The 18,790-nt window shown below is 63.3% G+C and carries 17 protein-coding genes; 10 read left to right on the top strand and 7 right to left on the bottom strand.

Annotated features, from left to right (window positions below; all coding sequences use genetic code 11):
• A partial coding sequence (locus tag P0D70_RS14140; RefSeq protein WP_408184948.1) for an NAD(P)/FAD-dependent oxidoreductase occupies positions 1 to 551 on the bottom strand: 551 nt, incomplete at its 3' end.
• Positions 552 to 797: 246 nt separating this feature from the next.
• Between P0D70_RS14140 and P0D70_RS14135 the strand changes: the two genes are divergently transcribed.
• The 3 genes from P0D70_RS14135 (at position 798) to P0D70_RS14125 (ending at position 3,543) form a co-directional block, all read left to right on the top strand.
• Entirely contained in the window at positions 798 to 1,052 is a 255-nt protein-coding gene (locus P0D70_RS14135) for a helix-turn-helix transcriptional regulator (protein WP_091801966.1), read from the top strand.
• A gap of 2 nt (positions 1,053 to 1,054) precedes the next feature.
• Positions 1,055 to 2,395 (top strand): type II toxin-antitoxin system HipA family toxin, encoded by a 1,341-nt coding sequence (locus tag P0D70_RS14130; protein ID WP_408184947.1) that lies wholly within the window; start codon positions 1,055 to 1,057, stop codon positions 2,393 to 2,395.
• A 293-nt stretch (positions 2,396 to 2,688) separates the two neighbouring features.
• Positions 2,689 to 3,543, top strand: a complete 855-nt coding sequence (locus tag P0D70_RS14125) for a helix-turn-helix domain-containing protein (protein WP_091801972.1) — start codon at positions 2,689 to 2,691, stop codon at positions 3,541 to 3,543.
• Positions 3,544 to 3,579: 36 nt separating this feature from the next.
• On the opposite strand, the gene P0D70_RS14120 is transcribed toward P0D70_RS14125, so the two are convergent.
• Both P0D70_RS14120 and P0D70_RS14115 read right to left on the bottom strand, forming a co-directional pair.
• Positions 3,580 to 5,418, bottom strand: a complete 1,839-nt coding sequence (locus tag P0D70_RS14120) for an ATP-binding protein (protein WP_408184946.1) — start codon at positions 5,416 to 5,418, stop codon at positions 3,580 to 3,582.
• Positions 5,388 to 5,918, bottom strand: coding sequence for a putative pterin-binding protein (locus P0D70_RS14115; protein WP_408184945.1), 531 nt, complete (start codon positions 5,916 to 5,918; stop codon positions 5,388 to 5,390). Before P0D70_RS14115 ends, P0D70_RS14120 begins: the two co-directional genes overlap by 31 nt.
• Positions 5,919 to 6,151: 233 nt before the next feature.
• Between P0D70_RS14115 and P0D70_RS14110 the strand changes: the two genes are divergently transcribed.
• Positions 6,152 to 7,099 carry a phosphoribosyltransferase family protein gene (locus P0D70_RS14110; RefSeq protein ID WP_408184944.1) on the top strand — a complete coding sequence of 316 codons (948 nt, stop codon included), beginning with the start codon at positions 6,152 to 6,154 and terminating at the stop codon, positions 7,097 to 7,099.
• Positions 7,100 to 7,197: 98 nt separating this feature from the next.
• On the opposite strand, the gene P0D70_RS14105 is transcribed toward P0D70_RS14110, so the two are convergent.
• Positions 7,198 to 8,919 (bottom strand): ATP-binding domain-containing protein, encoded by a 1,722-nt coding sequence (locus P0D70_RS14105; RefSeq protein WP_408184943.1) that lies wholly within the window; start codon positions 8,917 to 8,919, stop codon positions 7,198 to 7,200.
• A gap of 215 nt (positions 8,920 to 9,134) precedes the next feature.
• On the opposite strand from P0D70_RS14105, the gene P0D70_RS14100 reads away from it, so the two are divergent.
• Both P0D70_RS14100 and P0D70_RS14095 read left to right on the top strand, forming a co-directional pair.
• Entirely contained in the window at positions 9,135 to 9,761 is a 627-nt protein-coding gene (locus tag P0D70_RS14100) for a glutathione S-transferase family protein (RefSeq protein ID WP_408184942.1), read from the top strand.
• A 152-nt stretch (positions 9,762 to 9,913) separates the two neighbouring features.
• A complete protein-coding gene (locus P0D70_RS14095; protein WP_408184941.1) occupies positions 9,914 to 10,489 on the top strand; it encodes a Fur family transcriptional regulator in 576 nt (191 codons plus the stop codon).
• A gap of 162 nt (positions 10,490 to 10,651) precedes the next feature.
• On the opposite strand, the gene P0D70_RS14090 is transcribed toward P0D70_RS14095, so the two are convergent.
• Positions 10,652 to 11,164: a response regulator gene (locus P0D70_RS14090; protein ID WP_408184940.1), complete on the bottom strand. Its 513-nt coding sequence runs from the start codon at positions 11,162 to 11,164 to the stop codon at positions 10,652 to 10,654.
• Between the two features lie 546 nt (positions 11,165 to 11,710).
• On the opposite strand from P0D70_RS14090, the gene P0D70_RS14085 reads away from it, so the two are divergent.
• On the top strand, positions 11,711 to 12,430 hold the full coding sequence (locus P0D70_RS14085; RefSeq protein WP_408184939.1) for a ribonuclease activity regulator RraA: 720 nt from the start codon (positions 11,711 to 11,713) through the stop codon (positions 12,428 to 12,430).
• 214 nt (positions 12,431 to 12,644) lie between these two features.
• Here P0D70_RS14085 and P0D70_RS14080 read toward each other — a convergent pair whose 3' ends face one another.
• Positions 12,645 to 13,433 carry a TetR/AcrR family transcriptional regulator gene (locus P0D70_RS14080; protein WP_408184938.1) on the bottom strand — a complete coding sequence of 263 codons (789 nt, stop codon included), beginning with the start codon at positions 13,431 to 13,433 and terminating at the stop codon, positions 12,645 to 12,647.
• 75 nt (positions 13,434 to 13,508) lie between these two features.
• On the opposite strand from P0D70_RS14080, the gene P0D70_RS14075 reads away from it, so the two are divergent.
• From P0D70_RS14075 to P0D70_RS14065, 3 genes are all read left to right on the top strand, one after another.
• Positions 13,509 to 15,044: an MDR family MFS transporter gene (locus tag P0D70_RS14075; RefSeq protein ID WP_408184937.1), complete on the top strand. Its 1,536-nt coding sequence runs from the start codon at positions 13,509 to 13,511 to the stop codon at positions 15,042 to 15,044.
• A 395-nt stretch (positions 15,045 to 15,439) separates the two neighbouring features.
• Positions 15,440 to 16,708 carry a hypothetical protein gene (locus P0D70_RS14070; RefSeq protein WP_408184936.1) on the top strand — a complete coding sequence of 423 codons (1,269 nt, stop codon included), beginning with the start codon at positions 15,440 to 15,442 and terminating at the stop codon, positions 16,706 to 16,708.
• Positions 16,709 to 16,911: 203 nt separating this feature from the next.
• The gene (locus P0D70_RS14065; RefSeq protein WP_091802001.1) at positions 16,912 to 17,985 is read left to right on the top strand and encodes a TAXI family TRAP transporter solute-binding subunit; all 1,074 of its coding nucleotides are present in this window, start codon (positions 16,912 to 16,914) and stop codon (positions 17,983 to 17,985) included.
• A gap of 49 nt (positions 17,986 to 18,034) precedes the next feature.
• Here the strand turns inward: P0D70_RS14065 and P0D70_RS14060 are convergent, their stop codons facing one another.
• Entirely contained in the window at positions 18,035 to 18,562 is a 528-nt protein-coding gene (locus tag P0D70_RS14060) for a hypothetical protein (protein ID WP_091802004.1), read from the bottom strand.
• Between the last annotated feature and the right edge of the window lie 228 nt (positions 18,563 to 18,790).

The following is an 18,790-nucleotide window of genomic DNA, read 5'->3' as shown; positions in this document are numbered from 1 at the left end:
AACCCCCCCCCCCCCCCCCCCCCCCCCCCCCCGCCGCGGGGGGGGGGGCGGCGCCCCGGTTCCGCCTGCCCATCGCTCGGGGTGTAGAGGCCGCCGAGCGCCGGGCCGTGCATGCCGGTCACGACCGTGTCGATCTGCTTGCGATCGAGCGTGCGCGTATCGAGCCCGTACTGACGCGCGACCTCCATCCATTGCTGGAAGGAGCTCCAGTCTTCCTCGCCGGTCGCCACGTACAGACAGCCGCCCTGACGCCATTCGAGATCGAAATTCAGCTCGCTTTCAAGTGTTTTCCACAGCGGGATGCTGGCCATCATCAGCGGCACTTCGGCGGCTTCACGGCCCTGCTGGCGCACGAATCCCCACGCCCGTGACGACTGCTGCCCGGCAATCCGCGATTTGTCGAGCACCACCACCGAGAGGCCACGGCGCGCCAGATAGTAGGCGGCCGCGCAGCCCATGATGCCGGCGCCGGCGATCACCACGTCGGCATGTTTCGGAAACGGCTGGTCGGCGGGCGTGAAGTTCGCGTGCAGGGGGTAAGTCGTGGTCATCGGACGGGCAGGTTTTAAGTGTGGGCGTAATCTTCGCAGGCGAGGCGCTTGTTCGCAATGCCGCGATGCCTGAGGCTTGCGGCTCGACGCGGAAACGAGACGAAACGGCGCGAAACGACATGAAACGGCGCGACACGCGCAGTTTATTCGCCACACAGATATTCGCATTTTATGCGTCACACAAATATTTGACAGATATTCGTGTAACGCATAAAATGCGTTTATTCGTGTCGCGGATAATTTACCATGCTCCACCTCATCGCCACGCCGGATCAAATGGCCCAGTTGCTTGCCGCCAGCCGGCGGCAAGCCGGACTCACGCAGGCCGAGGTGGCCGCGCGGATCGGCGTCAGCCAGAGCCGCATTTCGGCACTCGAAACCGACGCAGCCGCCCTCACTCTCGCCCAGTTGCTGGCCTTGTGCGGCATCTACGGTCTGCAATTGCAATTGCGCGACAAGAGTCAGGCGCTGCCTGGCCCCGCGCCTCTTGTCGAGTGGTGAGCATGGGCCGCCAAACTCACTCACGCGCGCTCTCCGTGTGGGCCAACGGCGAGCGGGTCGGCGTCTGGCGCCTGCCCGCTCGCGGCCCCATGGAGTTTGCCTACGATCCCGCGTGGGTCGCCTCGCCCGCGGGACGGCCCCTGTCCCTGTCGCTGCCATTCACGCCGGGCAATCTGGCGCACAAGGGTTCGCGCGTCCTCAACTATTTCGACAATCTGCTGCCCGACAGCGAGGCGATCCGAAAGCGCATCGCCCAACGCTACCAGACCGAGACGCTCGACGCGTTCGACCTGCTGCAAGCCATCGGCCGCGACTGCGTGGGCGCCGTCCAGTTACTCGCCGAAGACGACGCGCCACAAGGTGTCGAACGAATCGAAGGCACACCGCTCACGGACGCCGAAATCGAAGCCATGCTGGCGCGCACGGTCAGCAACCCCGCGCTCGGCGCGCCCGACGAAACGGACGATTTCCGCATCTCGCTCGCCGGCGCGCAGGAAAAAACCGCGCTGCTGTGGCACGAGGGCAAGTGGCAAAGGCCGCACGGCGCCACGCCCACCACGCACATTTTCAAGCTGCCGCTCGGCCTCGTCGGCAATAAACTCGCCGATCTCAGTACCTCGGTCGAAAACGAGTGGCTCTGTCTGCGGATTCTGCACGCCTTCGGCCTGCCCGTCGCCAACACGGAGATCGTGACGTTCGGCAAGCAACGGGTGTTGAGCGTGGAACGCTTCGACCGCCAGTTGCATTCGAGCGGGCAATGGCTGTTGCGCCTGCCGCAGGAAGACTTCTGCCAGGTGTACGGCGTGCCGTCGCATCGCAAATATGAAAACGAAGGCGGCCCGGGCGTGCTCGACCTTGCGCGGATTCTCCAGCAATCGGTCGAGGCCCGGCAGGACATCGAAACGCTGCTGGCGAGCCAGATCCTGTTCTGGATGCTGGCGGCGCCGGACGGTCACGCGAAGAATTTCAGCATTCGCCTGCTGGCGGGCGGCCACTACCGCCTGACGCCGCTCTACGACGTGATGTCGATCTGGCCGGTGGAAGGCAGCGGCCCGAACCAGTGGTCGTGGTTCAAGGCGAGGCTCGCCATGGGCATGTGGTCGCGCAGCAAACACGACGCGTTTCGCGACGTGCAACGGCGCCACTTCAACACGATGGCGCTGAAGTGCTCGTACGGCGCGGACGCGGAACCGTTGATCCAGCGGTTGATCGAACAGACCCCCGGCGTGATCGAGCGGGTCTCGGCGGAATTGCCCGAGCGTTTTCCGGCCAGGGTCGCCGAACGGATTTTCAAAGGCCTGACAAGCTCGGCGGCGAAGCTCGCCACCATGCCCGCAGGCTAGGCGTGTCGGGCGGCTTGCCCCGTTCGGCGTATTTCTTCACCGATGCGGCACGGTTTAATCGGTAAAATACAATTCATGCTCAATGCATAAAACGATCGCCGAACCAGTCTGTTTCGACACTCATCCTGATGGGCTCGGCGACGCTCAACAAAACTACAGACTGCGATACTTTTTACGGTACATTTGCTGTCCCCCGCGTAGCCGCGTCAATGCGCATTGAATGTGCATGGCCGTGTTGCGCCTGTCGTATCGCGCTCCCCAGTACCCTTTAAGACGGCGGATTCTCACGCAGTATGGCCAACGAAACAAACTCACCCGACTCCATCGCCGTCGCCGAGCGCGTGCGCGAGTTGATGAGCCGGCACGGAATCGGCAAACGCCAGCAGACCACGGAACTGTGCCGCATCCTCGATCTGAGTTTTTCACAGGGGCACCGCAAGCTGCGCGGCAACAGCCCGTGGACTCTGTCCCAGATCAAGAAGGTCGCCGAGGTGTACGGCGAACCTGCCGCCCAGCTATTCGGCGCGCAATCTCTCGATCCGGGCATGGTCGGCGCGATCGCTCAGGAGGCCGTGTTCAGCGTCGGCGCAATCGAACTGGCCTGCACGGCCTGGATCGGCGCCGCGCTCGAGCCGGGCAGCCGCCCGGAATTCGTCGCGTATTCCAGGCTCGGTCAATGGCGCGTGGCGCGTCACGACGGCACGCTCTACCAAAGCGCGTACGAGGTTCACAAGATCGAGATCTATCCGCGTCGCGCGGAAACCGACAAGCCGACCATCGCCGTGGTCGATGACGATCAGGCAAGCGCCGACAACCTGCGTGACTATCTGGAGCGCAGTGGCTTCACGGCGGTGGCGATCTACGGACTCGCGGCTTTTGCCGAACAACTGCAAACCCAGGTGTTCGACGGTGTCGTGATCGACTGGCTGTTCGGCCCGCAAACCTCGGCGGCCGCGATTCGCGCGGTGCGCGCCTCGGAAAACCCGGACGCGCCGATTTTCGTGCTGACTGGTGAATTGCTGACCGGCAAGGCCAGCGAATCGGAGATCAGCCAGGTGATCCGCAATTACGACGTCGCGTGTTATGAAAAGCCCGCGCGCATGGCGATTCTGGTGGCCGATCTGTCGAAGCGGTTGAACCGGCCTTGAGCGGACTTGAGCGGCCCTGAGCGGCCTCAACGCGAGTCACACCATGCGCCGCGAAGCCAGGGCCCGCTGCAGCGCGCTGCGAAGCTGCTCGTAATGCACCGGCTTCAGTAGCGCTTCGACGAACGGCCGGGAGCCGGCGTACGTGTCATTGTCCTCGTCCGGCGCATACGCGCTCACCACGATCACCGGCACGCCGGCGGAGGGCCCGCCGCGCGCGGCAAAATCCGCGAGAAACGTGTAGCCGTCGCGCTCGGGCATATGCAGATCGAGCAGCACCACGTCGCAGCGGCGCGCGTCGAGCCAGGCGAGCGCATCGTCGGCATTGGCGACGGCGTGCGCGTCGAAACCCATGTACGCGACCATTTCGCTGAGCGACTCGCGAATCAGACGGTTGTCGTCGACGATCAGCACGCACGGACGCGCGCCCCCGGGCTCGGCGTTCGCCGTCACGTCCGGCGGCTCGGCGGCGGCGACCGACGTGACGGGAATGGTCACGGTAAAGGTCGTGCCCTCGCCCACCTTGCTCGCCACCTCGACGGTGCCGCCGAACAGTTTGACCAGTCCCTGCACGATCGTGAGCCCCATCCCCGCGCCTTCGAAGCGGCGCGTGCGCGACGCGTCCAGTTGGGTGAACTCCTGGAAGATCAGCGGAATCTGCGCATGCGGCACGCCGGGCCCCGTATCGCTGACGACGAACATCAGCAGCGCCGGCCGCTGCCGCAACTGCACGCGCACGGTGCCGGTCTCGGTATAACGGATCGCGTTGGTGACGAGGTTGTTGACGATCTGGCGAATCCGGTGCGGATCGGAATCGACCAGGCCGCTCATCCCGCTCGCCTCGCTTTCGAGCCGCAGACCGCGTGCGGCGGCAGACATCGCGTGTTCGTCGACGATCGACGCCAGCAACTCGCGCGGCTCGAAATGTTCGTGACGCAACTCCAGTTTACCGGCGCCGAGGCGCGCATAGTCGGTCAGGTCCTTCATCTGCGCTTCCAGATGCCGCGCCGCGGTATCGAGCCGCTGGATCACCTTGCGGTCCGCTTCGGAGTGATAGTTGAAGCCCAGCAACTCGATCGACGACACAATGGCGTGCAACGGCGTGCGCAGTTCGTGACTGATCATGCCGAGAAACGCGTCCTTGGCGTGACTGGCCTCGCGCGCCGCGCGGCTCGCCTGGTGCTCGGCTTCGAGCGCCGCGTGCTGCTGGCGCATCAGACGCGTGCGGCGCCGCCCATTCAACACGAGCAACAGTGTCGCCGCCGCCGAGAGCAACAGCAGCAACAGACCGCCGGCGAACAGCATGCGGCGCTTGTCGATGAAATCGCGGTTCATCGCTTCGCGGTCGGCAACATCGGCGAAACGGCGGCTCAGTGCGAGATCGTTGACCTCGTTCCAGTGCTGGCGCAGTTGCGCGACGATCCGGTTGGCCTGGCTGCGATCTTTCGGCAACGCATCGATTTCGGGCTCGATGCCACCCAGCAACTGATCGAGCGAATGAATCTCGTCCAGTTGCCTTTGCAGCAGCGAGAGCTGCGTGGTCAGCCGGCGCGTCGAGCCCGCCAGCACATGGAGTTTCGATTGCAGCAGCTGATAACGCAGCATCAATCGCTGATAGTCGTCGTCCACGCCCGACTGATAGAGCAGCAACTGATTCTCGAAGCGCGCGTAGGTAATCTGCAACTGCGCGGCGTCCCAGTAGAAACCGTCGTAGGTGCCCGTCAACTGCTCGGTGGTGCGCGGGTTGAGCAGATTCGCGTACAACAGGTAGCCGATCGCGCCCGCCGGCGCCGCGAGCGCGGTCAGCCAGATCAGCACGTACACGACACGGCGCCACGGGCGGCGCACTATTTGACGATGAGGGCCTTGATCTGCCATACGAATTTCGAATCGCCCGAGGCGCCCGCGAGTTCATCGGGGAACGCATCGCGCGGGTAGATAAGGAACAGCGGCCCGAAGTCGCTGATCTTAAGACGCCGACCATTCATGCTGTACGCGACGATCACGCCGTAGCGATCGCAGTCCGACACAGGAACGGTGTAGGTGTAGTCGTCGAGCGTATGGATTTCGACCTGACTGCCATACGCGCCGACCGTCTTCAGAATATCCGCGAGCAAGGGGCCTGTGAAGGTGGAACGCGGCGTCCAGGTAGTCGCGGTCGTGATCGCGTGGACCGGCAGCGCGAGCAGTTGAGCCTCGGTGAAGCGATATGTCTGGTGGGACGCATCGCTCGTCTTGCCGATCTTGCCGCGCACATCGAGCGATAAAGGTGGCAGGTCCGACTGAGCCTGTGCGCCCCATGCGGCCAGTGCGAGAACGACGCCCGCGGCCCAGATTGCACATTTGCTGCCCTTCACCCCTGCGGTCGAGCTGGTCATCTGCTTTTATATTCCGTTATCTAATTTCCTGCGGGCGGCCTGACAGGCCCCGGGTCCGATCTGTTGCCGCGCCCGCCACCCGTTGCCTCCGACGCGCGATCTTTGAACCGCATGCATAATATCGCCAAAATTCTCTGTCTCAAAAACGAGGAACCGCGGCGGCGCGAGCGCCGTACGCTGCTTCCGCGCCAGAAACAGTTGCCCCACACGCGCCACGCGCCTCCCTACGAGTCATGAACAAGCCGGTCTTGCCCCTGACGTACGAACAACTCGATCACTGGATCGAGTCGCTGCAACCAGCCCTGCTGGCCGAGCGCTTCACGATGGCGATCGGCATTCTGCGGGGCGGCGCCCCGCTCGCGCTGATGGTGTCGCATGCGGTCGGCACGCCGGTCGCCTTCCTGCGCTACGACCGCCAGACACGCACGGTCGCCTGGGATTCGACGCTGCCGATTCCGCCGGCAGGCTCGAACGTGCTGCTGTGCGAGGACATCGCGGGGCGCGGTTTCACGCTGACCGATTGCATCGCGTTTCTTCAGCAGCAAGGCCTCGTGGTCAGAACGCTGACCGGTGCCGCGGACGAGCTGAGCCGCATGCAACCCGACTATACGATCGATGCTCGCGGCTACTTCGCCTTGTTCCCGTGGGAACGCCAGGCCTACACCGAGCGTTATCGCGACGACTGGGCGCGCGTCGAAGCAGGCGAGGCACCCGCGATGGCGGACGATCACGAATACGCCACGTACGCGATCGACCTGGACGGCATTCTGCTGCCCGACGTGCCGCTCGCGCGTTATGACGAGGACCTGGCCGCCGCGCTCGCCGAACGCGATGCACTGCTGCCATTCGACGTGCTGCCCGGCATCGACCTGAAGCAGGTTCTAACGATCATCACCGGACGGCCGGAAGTGGATCGCGCGCGTACCGAAGCGTGGCTTGCACGGCACGGTTTTGGCCACCTGCAACTGCTGATGCGAACGCCCGACACGCACGATGAAAGTCCCGCCGGCAGCGCCGCTCACAAGGCTACGGCCGCATTGCGCGGCGGTGTCACGCATTTTATCGAGAGCGATCCAGTGCAGGCGCTGCTGATCGCACAACAGGCGCCGCTCTTGCGGGTGATCTGGTGGGACGCGCACACGCAAACCGGCATGCTGGTCGGCGCGCGTGCGTGGGTTTGAGCGCGCGTGAATGGCTCAAGTGGCCTGATAGGTCCAGATGACCTCGATCGCCCAGGTGGTCCCAACGGCCTGACCAACCGGGATGGACCTGCGGGCTGCTAACCTTCGCGCGCCTCTTTCACTTCCTTCGTCTCCTTGCCGTCGCGCAAATGCAGATGCCGCGCGGCCCGTTGCGACGCGACGACGATCAGCTTCATCGTCGCGCGGGTGGCGCCGACGAACAGCTTGCGCGCGATACGCTCGTCGAAGGTCTCGAAGTCGACCTCGGTGAAAATCACGCACGGCGCCGCCTGCCCCTTGAAGCGGTAGATCGATTCGAACAGCACGTCCCCTTCGCGGTACTCCGGGTTGCAGAACAGATCGTACTTACCCGTGAAACTACGCAGTCGATGCGGCCCGAGATGATCCAGCGCGGTCATCGCCGAGCCTTCGCGGCCGCGAAACGACAGCACCACGATGTCCTGCTTGCGAAAGCCGAGCGAGAGCGCCTGCGTGATCGCGCGCTTGGTGGCTTCGATGCTGCTTTCGGCCGCATTGGCTCCGTCGTAGGTGGAAAGCGAGATATCGGAGCCGTCGAACGGACTGCCCGACGCGAGCGCCGCCGCGACCGGCACCGACGCGCCGACCACGTTGCGCACATAGTCGAGAATGTCACGCGGGCTGCGATAGTTGGTGGTCTCTTTCAGCGTAGTCCAACCGGGCAGCGCGACCGGTTCACGCATGTACAGATTCTGCAGCGGATCTTCGAGCCACCACCACGCGGCGCCTGGGCGCAACAGGCGCTCGAGCGCGGCGACCCACGGCTGCTGGAAGTCCTGGCCTTCGTCGACGATCAGAACATCGAATTGCCAGCGCGGACCGATCGGCGTTTCGGCGAAAATCGTTTCCAGCTGATCGAACGCCGCGAGCGAAGTCCCGTTGGGGGACACGCCGCCCGCCTGGAAATCCGGTTCGCGGCCGGCATCACGCGCGATCCAGTCGCATAGCTGGTGATAGTTCGCCACTTTCGCCTCGGGCGGCGCGACCCGCGCGATGTGATCCGCCAGCGGCCGGTTGAAGCACACATAGAGCGGCTGCTGGCCGCGCGCCACCGCGTCTTTCATGACCTGCACCGCGAGTTGCGTCTTGCCGGAGCCGGCCGTGCCGATTACGCGCAAGCGGAACGGCGAGAATTCGAGCCGCCTTGCCCACGTGGCGAGGCCGCCCGCCAGACGCGTGACGAGCGTGCCCGCCTGCCCGAGCAGCGCGCTCGCGTCGGGCGTGAGCGCCAGTTCGTCGGCGAAAAAATGGTGAATTTTTGGCGCGATCGCGAGGCGCGGCTCATCGGCCGGCAACGCTTCGCGGATAACCGCCGCGAGCCGGTCCTTACGCGTGGCGTCGACGATCCGGGCGGGATTCACGCCGGCAATCGCCGTGTCCTTGACGATGTGATCCGGGCAATACAACAGTTCCTCGATGAAATACGTACCCGCGCCGAAGGCCGCGGTAAAGCGCCGGTGCAAACTTTCGACGGTGTGCGCGAGCGCGATCGCCACATTGCGCTCGGTCTGCAAGTGGACCTTGACGAGCCCTTTCGGCGTTTCGCGCAGGAAGCCGGTTTTCTGTTCGACGATCATCACGCGCCCGGCCGGACTGACGATCACGAAGTCGGCTTCGCCGAACACCGAGAAGTTCTGGTTCAGCCGCGTCCAGTGCACGCCGTGATAGACGGTGTAGTCACCGGGAAGCGCTTCTTCCAGCAACGCCAGCGTTTCGCGCTCGCGGGCCGCCGCGCCGGTGGCGGCGAGGCTCTTCCAGTCGTCGGGAATGATACGGGCCATGCGTGCCTCGTCGAATTCGGGTGGGCTCATTGTACGCAACGCATGCGGATTGCCGAATGCCTGTCGCAGCGTCGCTTTCAGACGTACCGCCCGGTTCGTCCGGCACGGCCGGTTGCCGCCCGGCGGCGCGCACTATCACGCGCATCGTGTATCGTTACTGGTTGAACGCCGCGCGACGGGCGCGGCTTGCCAACTGTCAAGAAAGGATTTACCGGATGATTACGATCTGGGGACGCGCCAATTCGGTCAACGTCCAGAAAGTTTTGTGGTGCTGCGATGAGTTGGTGCTGCCGTATGACCGAATCGACGCTGGCCTGCAATTTGGCCGCAACGACGAACCCGCCTATCTCGCGATGAACCCGACGGGCAAGATTCCGACGCTGGTCGACGACGACTTCGTGCTGTGGGAATCGAATTCGATTTTGCGCTATCTGGTGCTGCAATACGGCGAAGCCAGCCTGCTGTATCCCTCTGACCCGAAGTCGCGCGCCGGCATCGACCGTTGGCTGGACTGGTCGTTGTCCACGTTGCAACCCGCCGAGCGTCCGGTGTTCTGGGCGCTCGTGCGCACACCCGCCGCCGAGCGCGACAATACCAAACTCGCCAGCGACTTCAACGCCGTCGCCATTCTGTGGCGCATGCTGGACACGCATCTGCAAGGGCGATTCTTTCTCGAAGGCGAGAAGTTCACGCTGGCCGACATTGTGATTGGCGCGTACGCGAAACGCTGGTTCGGCGTGGACGGCGTCGAGCGTCCGCCGCTACCGAATCTGCAGCGCTGGTATTCGCGTATTGCGACGCGCACGGGGTTCAAGAAGTATGTCGACTTTCCGCTGACTTGAGCCGTCGCGTTTGACCAATCTAGCCGCGTGTGGCCAAGGCTCCGGTCGCACGCCCTGCTTCTGACGCTGTTGCGCGTGTCCGGCCCGCCGCGCACTCGCGCTGCGCGCAGCGAGCCGGCACAGCGAGGCACGATGGCCTTTATAATCGACGCATGAAGACCGCCAAGCCCGCCGCGACCATCTACAAAACCGCCCCGACCAACTCCGCTCACACCCATGAGCCGGGGCACACGCACGGTGATTCGCAGGAAGCCGCCTTGACACTCGCGGAGGAATATTGCCGCGAACGCGGCGAAAAACTCACGCCGATCCGCCGTAAAGTGCTCGAATTGCTGTTGAATTCCGGGCGCGCGACCAAAGCGTATTCGCTGCTCGACGAGATGCGCCAGATCCATCCCGGTTCGGCGCCGCCCACCGTTTATCGGGCGCTGGATTTTCTGCTCTCGGCGGGGCTCGTGCATCGCATCGAATCGATCAATGCGTTCACCGTTTGCCACGACCTGACGCAATGTCAGCATGGCATTCTGGTGGTTTGCCAGCAATGCGGCAACGTCACCGAACTGCATCAGCCCAAGCTGCGCCAGGCGCTGGTCACGCAAATCGAAGACGCGGGCTACCGGCTCGCAAGCGATGAAATCGAATTAAAGGGATTGTGCTCCGCCTGTCAGGCGGCGGAGGCAGCGGCGTCGAGCCCTGATCCGGCAGCGCCCGTCGCCGCCGTCAAATAGCGGCAGCGACGCCGACCGGTTCGCAGACCGCGCAGTGGCGGCATGCCGGTCAGGCGCCGGGCGTCCGAAACTGCAAGCGGCATGCGGCAGGTCCGAGGGAACGCGACTGCCGCATGCCACAGATATTGGCCAACTATCTGCTGCGCGGCCGTCCTGCTGTATTCAGCCTGCAGCGCGAGCGTCGATCGCGTCGTGCAGCAACTTCACGAGGTCTTCAGGCAAAGCGGGTTTGGTCATGAAGTGCTGAAAGCCTTCGCCGATGCTTCGTAACCGGTAAGCATCATCGGTATGGCCGGTGAGCGCGACGGCCACCGAAGGCACGTGATCCCCGCGAATCTCGTGGTCGCGCAAGCGCTGGATCAGGTAGAAGCCATCCATGGCGGGCAGTTCGAGGTCGCATACCACGGCGTCGGGCAACAACCGCAGCGCCGCCTCCACGCCCTCTTCCGCATCCGCCACGGCGACGACATGCGCGCCTTCTGCTTCGAGTAGCAAGGTCAGCGATTCCCGGCTATCCGGGTCGTCTTCTACGAGCACGATCGTGGCCTGATCGAGTCTCAATGCTGCATTCATTTTCTGTTGTTGCTCTAAAAAACCGGTTAGGCCGTCAGACGTGGCCAACGTGTCACTCTGCTGATTGCCGCCGATCTGCGCGGCTGAGATAGTGCTGTTCATGGTCCGACTCGATTTCATGCGCCGAGTTGCAAACAAGCCCGCGATTGTAAAACATGGCCTGAGCGCCAACGCGTGCGCCAGTAACGCGCCAAAACTGCACGCCAATGAAAAACCGGCGCTCGGCGCCACAGTCATGGCCGACCGATGCCGACTCCCGATTCGCCACGGCGGCTCGTGCAAACCCCATTCGGCACGGCCCATCCCGCCCAGCGTCTCTTTTCACATTCCTGTTCGTTGCGATGCCGGCGGGGGTGCTTGATGCCGCCTGCATTAACATCCACCCCATCGGTAGCACGTAGCGTGCCTCGCCGGCTTTGGTGCGGAGAGGTTGGATTGTGTGGCGGGTGGCGGGTGATGGCTGATGGCTGACGGGTGACGGGTGACGGGTGACGGGTGACGGGTAGCGCGTGGCGGGACACGCGTGGCGCTATCATCGTGTGCGCGGGGCCGTATCGGGACGTTTCAGCGGCCCGTCGCGCCGCAGGCCGTACGGCGCGCATGCCCTCTTGCTATTCACCTCTCTCAACCCGGAGGCCGTCCTACACCATGCCCGATCTCGACTCCGCCACGCTCGAAGCACTTCGTCACGTCAGTAGCGCGACACTCACCACCCAGCTGTTCAAACGCGGCTTGCGCAACACGTTCATGCAAGGCGTCGCGCCGCTTGCCGCGCACAGCGGCGCGAATCTGGTCGGGCCGGCGTTTACGTTGCGCAACATTCCATCGCGTGAAGACATCGACGTGCTCGAACTGTTTGCCGATCCCGAGTACGCCCAACGCAAGTGCGTCGAAACGATTCCGGCCGGCCACGTGCTCGTGCAGGATTGCCGCGGCGAGCGCGGCAGTGCGTCGTTCGGTTCGATCCTGACGCAACGTTTGCAGGTTCGCGGCGTGGCGGGCATGGTGTCCGACGGCCCCGTGCGAGACAGCCCGACGATCGCAGCTTTAGGGTTTCCAGTGTTCTGCGCGGGCGCCAGCGCGCCGCCCAACCTGATCCGCCATCATGCGGTGGATATCAATGTGCCGATCGGCTGCGGAGGCGTCGCCGTGTTTCCCGGCGACGTGATCGTAGGCGATGCGGATGGCGTCGTGGTGATTCCGCTGAAAATGGCCGACGAGATCGCCCAAGCCGCCGCCGAACAGGAGCAGCTCGAAGCGTTTCTCACCGAGCGGATTCGCGACGGCGCGGCCTTGCCGGGCACCTACCCGCCAAACGATGCGACGAAGGCCGCTTACGACGCGTGGAAGCAGAAACGGAAATCGTGAGACCGGAATAGCGTGGAAAGGCGGCGTAGCGTGTGGGCCGGTCATAAGAATTCGCAGCATGTACGCGCGGCACAGTGAGCGGGAACTGCGAGCGGCGAGTGGCGAGTGGCGAGTGGCGAGTGGCGAGTGGCGAGCGGGAAGCTTAAAGCGAGAAGTGGGAAGCAAGGAGCGAGGCACGAGGCGCAAGGCGCAAAGCGCGCGGCAGCCCGCCGCGTCAACCTCCCTTCTTAGGACCCATTCCCTGCACCAGCAACGCCACGGCATGCCGGGCAATTTCCTCGCCGCCGATGTTGCGACGCATGGGATCGTTACGCCACAGTTTCGACGCAGCCAGCGGCAAAATCGTCAGCCCTAGCAACGTGACGAAGACGAGCGCGGGTTCCAGCCCCGCGTTGAGCCGTCCCTCTTTCTGCCAGCGCGCGATGGCCAACAGCGACGCCTTCTGATGCGCGTCGCCAAAGCGTTCATGCATGCGCTGGCGCAGCAAGCCGCCGTCGCTAATGACTTCGCGCACCCACAGTGATGGAAACCACGGGTTGTCGACGGCCACCCGCACCATCCGCTGCGCGAGTTGCGTGATTGCCGCCACTGGGTCGTCGGGATTTTCCTGGAACGGCACGCCCAGCCCGGCGCGCAACGGAGCGAAACGCTCGTCGATCAACACGTCGAGCAGCTGATCGCGCGTCTTGAAGTAGTAATGCATCATCGCCGGCGTGAAGCCGGCCTCGCGAGCAATCTCCCCAAGCGTGGTGTCGACAATGCCCTGTCGCGCAAACAACTCGAGCGCCGCGTCGAGCAGACGGTTGCGCTGCTCGACGCCACGCGCCGCGCCGGACGGCCGGCCCGGCCGCCGGGCGGGCACGGTGGCCTCGGGGCTTGCCGACGCGCCGTCCTGCGCTGCAACGGCCCGCCCGCGCGCCGCCGGCGGCCGGCGAACCTTCACGGTAGCCGTGTCACTCGGGGCGTTTTTCACCGCTGGATCGTCGGACGGAATTCTTGCCATTGCACTCGATTTGACTGGTAACGCGATGTCGCATATATTAATCTCTAAATTAATTAATTTCAACGACCCAATGCCATGGATCAATCGACCACGACTCAACCCGCCGCGCTGACGCAGCCTCACGCGCAGGACGGCACGCAGGCTGGCGATCACCCGCCGATCCGCCTGCTGTTTCCGGCGCTGCTACTGGTGATGTTGCTCGCCGCGCTCGATCAGACGATCGTTTCGACCGCGCTGCCGACTATCGTCGGCGAACTGGGCGGGCTCAACAACCTGTCATGGGTGGTGACCGCATACCTGCTCAGCTCGACGATCGTCGTGCCGCTGTATGGCAAGTTTGGCGATCTGTTCGGCCGCAAGATCGTGCTCCAGACCGCGATCATCGTCTTCCTGGTGGGCTCCGCGTTGTGCGGCGTCGCGCAGGACATGACACAGCTTATCGTGCTGCGCGCGCTGCAAGGTCTCGGCGGCGGTGGCTTATTGGTGGTCACGATGGCCGCCATAGCGGATGTGATTCCGCCGGCTGAGCGCGGCCGCTATCAAGGCGTGTTCGGCGGCGTGTTCGGTCTCGCGACCGTGGTCGGCCCGCTGCTCGGTGGCTTTCTCGTCGAGCACTTGACGTGGCGCTGGATCTTCTACATCAACCTGCCGCTCGGCATCATCTCGCTCGTCGTGATCGGCGCGGTCTTCAAGCCGCACGTGCGCCACGTGAAGCACACGATCGACTACATGGGTGCCGCATTTCTCGCCGGCGCCCTCACCTGCATCATCCTGTTCACGAGCCAGGGCGGCACGATCCTGCCGTGGTCGTCGCCGCAACTGTGGTTCACGCTGGGCATGGGCCTCGTGGCGATCTGGGGTTTCATTCACGAGGAACGCAGCGCCGTCGAGCCGATCATGCCGCTCGAACTCTTCAAACAGCGCACGTTTCTGCTGAGCAGCCTGATTGGCTTCATCATCGGCGTGTCGCTGTTCGGCTCGGTGACGTTCCTGCCGTTGTATTTGCAGGTGGTCAAAGGCTCGACGCCGTCGCAAGCTGGCATGCAGATGCTGCCGATGATGGGCGGCCTGTTCCTGATGTCGATGGTGACCGGCCGCGTGATCAGCAAGATCGGCAAATACCGCATGTTCCCGATTGCCGGCACGTTCCTCGTGGCGATCGCGATGTTGCTGCTCGCGCGCCTGCAGATCAATACGCCGATTCATGTGATGTATATCGACATGGGCATTCTCGGCTGTGGTCTCGGCATGGTGATGCAGGTGCTGATTCTCGCCGTGCAGAACACCGTCGAGTTCAAGCACATGGGCGTGGCCACTTCAGGCGCAACGTTGTTCCGCTCGATCGGCGGCTCGATCGGCGTGGCCGGTTTCGGCGCCGTGTTCTCGAACGGCCTCGCCGCGCGTCTGGAAAAGCTGATTCCGGCGGACACCGAATTGCCGCATGCGCTCGGGCCCGCCGCGATTCATCAGTTGCCGCAAGCATTGCGCGACGACTATCTGCAGGCGTTCGCCGGCGCGCTGCACACGGTGTACCTCTCGGCTGCGTGCGTGGTGGTATTGGCGTTCGCGCTCGCGTGGCTGCTGAAGGATCATCCGCTGCGTAAGCACTGATTATCGTGCCGTTTGCGTCGAGCGCTTGATGCAAGCGCTTAACGACGGTGAAAACAGCGACAAAGACGAGGTCGAACGCCATGCGCGCCGACCTCGTTCTGTTTTTTGCGCGAATCAAATGGTGTGAAAAAATCTCCGCAGCCGTTCGTCCTGCCGGCATGGAGTGCAATTCGTCGTACCTGCTAATGTTCGCTAGCGCACATAGGATAGGTAGCAACGTCGATTGACGTTCTGATCGAAACGCCACATATTGCGAGCAGCGGCACCGTAAGCTCGGGCTTGCCGCTCAGGACTCTCCGGCGCATGTGGATCGTGATTTCCGCGGACATTGCTCCCGCTTCAACATGATCCGGAACATGCCGTAATGGCATTGTTTTACAAAGGTGGGTCACAGCATGTCCACCCAGACACTGATCGGACACAGTTTTCCGACGCCCTGCAAACGGTGTGGCGGGGCACTGTACAGGCAAGTCGACTATTGTCCCTATTGCGGTGCGGTGCATCCGCTCGACGCGGGTCCGCACAAGCGCACCGTGATTCCCGGCAGTCGCGCGAGCGCCACTACCAAAGCTGCGCAAAAGAACAGCCTCGATCCATCAACACTGGACGAAACCGGCTTCGCGACGCGTGCGATGGTCGCCGGCGAACCCGTTACTGGCGAGGCCGCGCTACCCGCCTCGGCGCTCGTGTCGCCGGACGCGCCGGTACCGCATCTTTCCCAAGCGGTCAAAGCGGCAAGCCAAGGGACGATTTCGATTCGCAGAGCGCTCTATGCCATGGGGGCGGTTGTCGTGATTGGCCTGGGGTATGTCGGATATGCGCTATTCAGCGATCGCGATCTGTCGAGCGGAACCGGCGGCCAGTCCGCCGATAACGAAACTAATCAGGATGCCAGAACGACGACTGGCACGATCGCGCCGTACACGCCGGCTCAGTCCGCCAACCAGGCTGCCGCTGCGGGCAAACCCGCCGTGTCGGTCAACCCCGCGAGGCCGGCTCAGGTGATACCGGCGACGCCCGTCACGCCACCTGTTGTTGCGGCGGCGCCCGTCAAACCCGCGCCGCCCCGGTTCAGCGATGCCGCACAGGCCTTGCAATCAGCGCGCCTCGCGTTGCGCGGCAACGATCTCTCTTCAGCACAAGCCGCGCTCGGCGCCGCTCAGGCGCTGCAACCAGGCAATTCCGACGCTCAAGACCTGGCGGGAGAATTGAAGCCCCTGCTCGCACGCCGCGACGCCGCGTTGCAGGCGGCGCAAACGTGCGCCGCGCAGCAGTCGTGGCCTTGCGCCCGTCAGCACGCCAACGAGGCGCTCGTGCTCGACACCGGCAATGAAACTGCGAAGTCCATTCTGGCCCGCGTGATTCGCGAGACCGGTTGGGCACCGCTCACCCCGCACGCCGCAGCGGGCACCGCGCCGCAAGTCAAACCGACTGCACAAGCGCAAGCCGCACCACCGTCTCAACAGGTGGCTCAACTGCAAACCCCGCTTCCCCAAGGTATGCCGGCGAATAATCAGGCCGCAGTGGGCGGTGCCCGCCCCGCGACCACGGCGCCCGACAACAACAGTGTCGAAGCGCGCGAACGCGCGATCAAAGACTCCGGCTGGAACCGCGCGAACGCGAATGCCGCCAAGCCTGGCGCGGGCACCGCACTCAAGCAGTGAACAATATTCTGGATACCAAAACACATAGTCGATGTGAGCGGCATCCGAATGCATAAGGGCGCGCAAAAGCGCCCGTGGTTTGAGAGGTAACAGACGGACGTGGCTTTCTCAGCACATAGAACATGACATGGCAAACCGGCTCACTGGTGCTTCGCGTGCCGACGCGCGAAGCTGTACGAACCTGACCGATAGGTAGATAGACCATGCTAAAGAGACTTCTGGCGGGATGGTTGGGGCTGGCGCTGATGGTCGTATTTTCGCTGGCCTGCGCGGAGCCGGCGCATTACAAGATCGTCACCGGTCCGGAACGGGGCACGTATATCCAGATTGGCCAGGATCTATCGAAATGGGTTGCGCAGCCGGCGGGCATCGATCTGGAAGTGATGGCGTCGAAAGGCTCGGCTGAAAACGTGCAACGCATGCGCTTCGAGCCGGGGGTCAAGCTCGCGCTGGTGCAATCCGATGTGTACCAGGCGTATATCGACATGGCCAACGCCGGCAACGCCGACGCGGGTACGGCAATCCGGCCGCTGCGGCTCATCATGCCGCTCTATGACGAAGAGATTAACGTCGTGGTGCGCGCGGATTCGCCTTTAAAGACGTTCGCCGACATCAAGGACAAAAGCATCAGTGTCGGACTGATCGGCAGCGGCACCGCGCAATCGGCCACCACGCTCTACCACCTGATGTTCGGTCAGGCGATTCCGGAGCAGAACATCCAGCATCTGAGCAACGAGGACGCGCTCGCCGCGCTGATCGTGAAGAAAGTGGACGTCGCGATTATCGTGGTCGGCCAGCCGGCGAAACTGTTCAACGACATGAATCCCGACCTGCTGCAGCAGATCCGCCTCCTGAAGGTCGACCAGGCCGCACCCGAAACCGCCCGCGCCAAACAGACCTATTTTCCCGCGACGATCCGCGCAACCAGCTATCCGAACTGGCTCAAGGAAGATGTTCCCACGCTGACCGTCAAGGCTTTTCTTGTCACCTACGATTACGGTCTGCGCGATACCGTCGGCAATCTGAATCACTTTGCCGACTCGCTATGCGCCAACTTCGACAATCTCCAGGAGCATGGCCACCCGAAGTGGAAGCAGGTGAAGCTGGAGTTGCCGACGCTCGTGCGTGGATGGAAATACTACTCGCCAGTCGAGAAGCATCTGCGCGCATGTCTCGCGAATAAGAGCGCCGCGATCAATGCCACCGCGGCCCAGGCCGCGCCGAAACCGCGTCCCACGTGTTCGGATCAGGAACGGCTGCTTCTGCTATGCAAGTAAGATTGGCAGCGTGACAAACGCGCCTCTCGCGCGACCGGGAGCGACTGGACTAGCGGGCAGCCTGGCCGGTCGCCTTCGGCGGAATGGGACCGAAGAACATTGCCATGAACCTGTCACGGCCGATCACGCGAACCAGCTCGGCAACGACGCAGTAGATCGCGATCAGCGTCACCAGCAGGATCTGGATGGCCCAGAAATGCGGCCAGTTGAGATCGGCGAGCAACCTGCCGTTGGCGGCGGCGAGGCTCGGCGCCTCCTTCCAGTATTCGTAAAGATGCTCCAGGTAATGCACGATCAAAGCCACCAAGGTATAGATCACCGTTTTCCAGCCGATATTCCAGATCAGCGGTTTCTCGGGAAACCGGTTGATGAACGGCAGCATGTTGGCGATCAGCACCGATTTGCCGAGAATCAGCGCGGCGATGGTCACGGAAACCGATGTCGGCAACGTCACGTCATAGCCTCGGGTAATCAGCGCGCGCATGATCGCGACAATGTGGAGAATCACGAAGAAATAGATGGTCGGCGGAAGCATCTCCATGAACTCGTGCTTGATCGTGGTGGTCAGCTTGCTCATGTTCGTCTCCTGAAGTGATCGGCGCAATCCCCTGAACTCCAAGTTCATGATAGACACGATAAGACCTTTATGACGCAGCCGGAACATTGCCGCCGAAGGTAATCCGTATCAGCGGGTGGCAAGTCGCGTAGCCGCTGTACCGCTCCATTCCTCGATACAGTTTGGGCGATTTGTACCGATCCGTACCTTACTGTCCATGGTCGGATAACCGATGCTATGCGTTCTCTC

This window comes from Paraburkholderia sp. RL17-381-BIF-C (assembly GCF_046026435.1).
Classification (GTDB): Bacteria; Pseudomonadota; Gammaproteobacteria; order Burkholderiales; family Burkholderiaceae; genus Paraburkholderia.
Note: the sequence above shows the minus strand (reverse complement) of the source record. Positions and strands in the feature narration are given on the sequence as shown.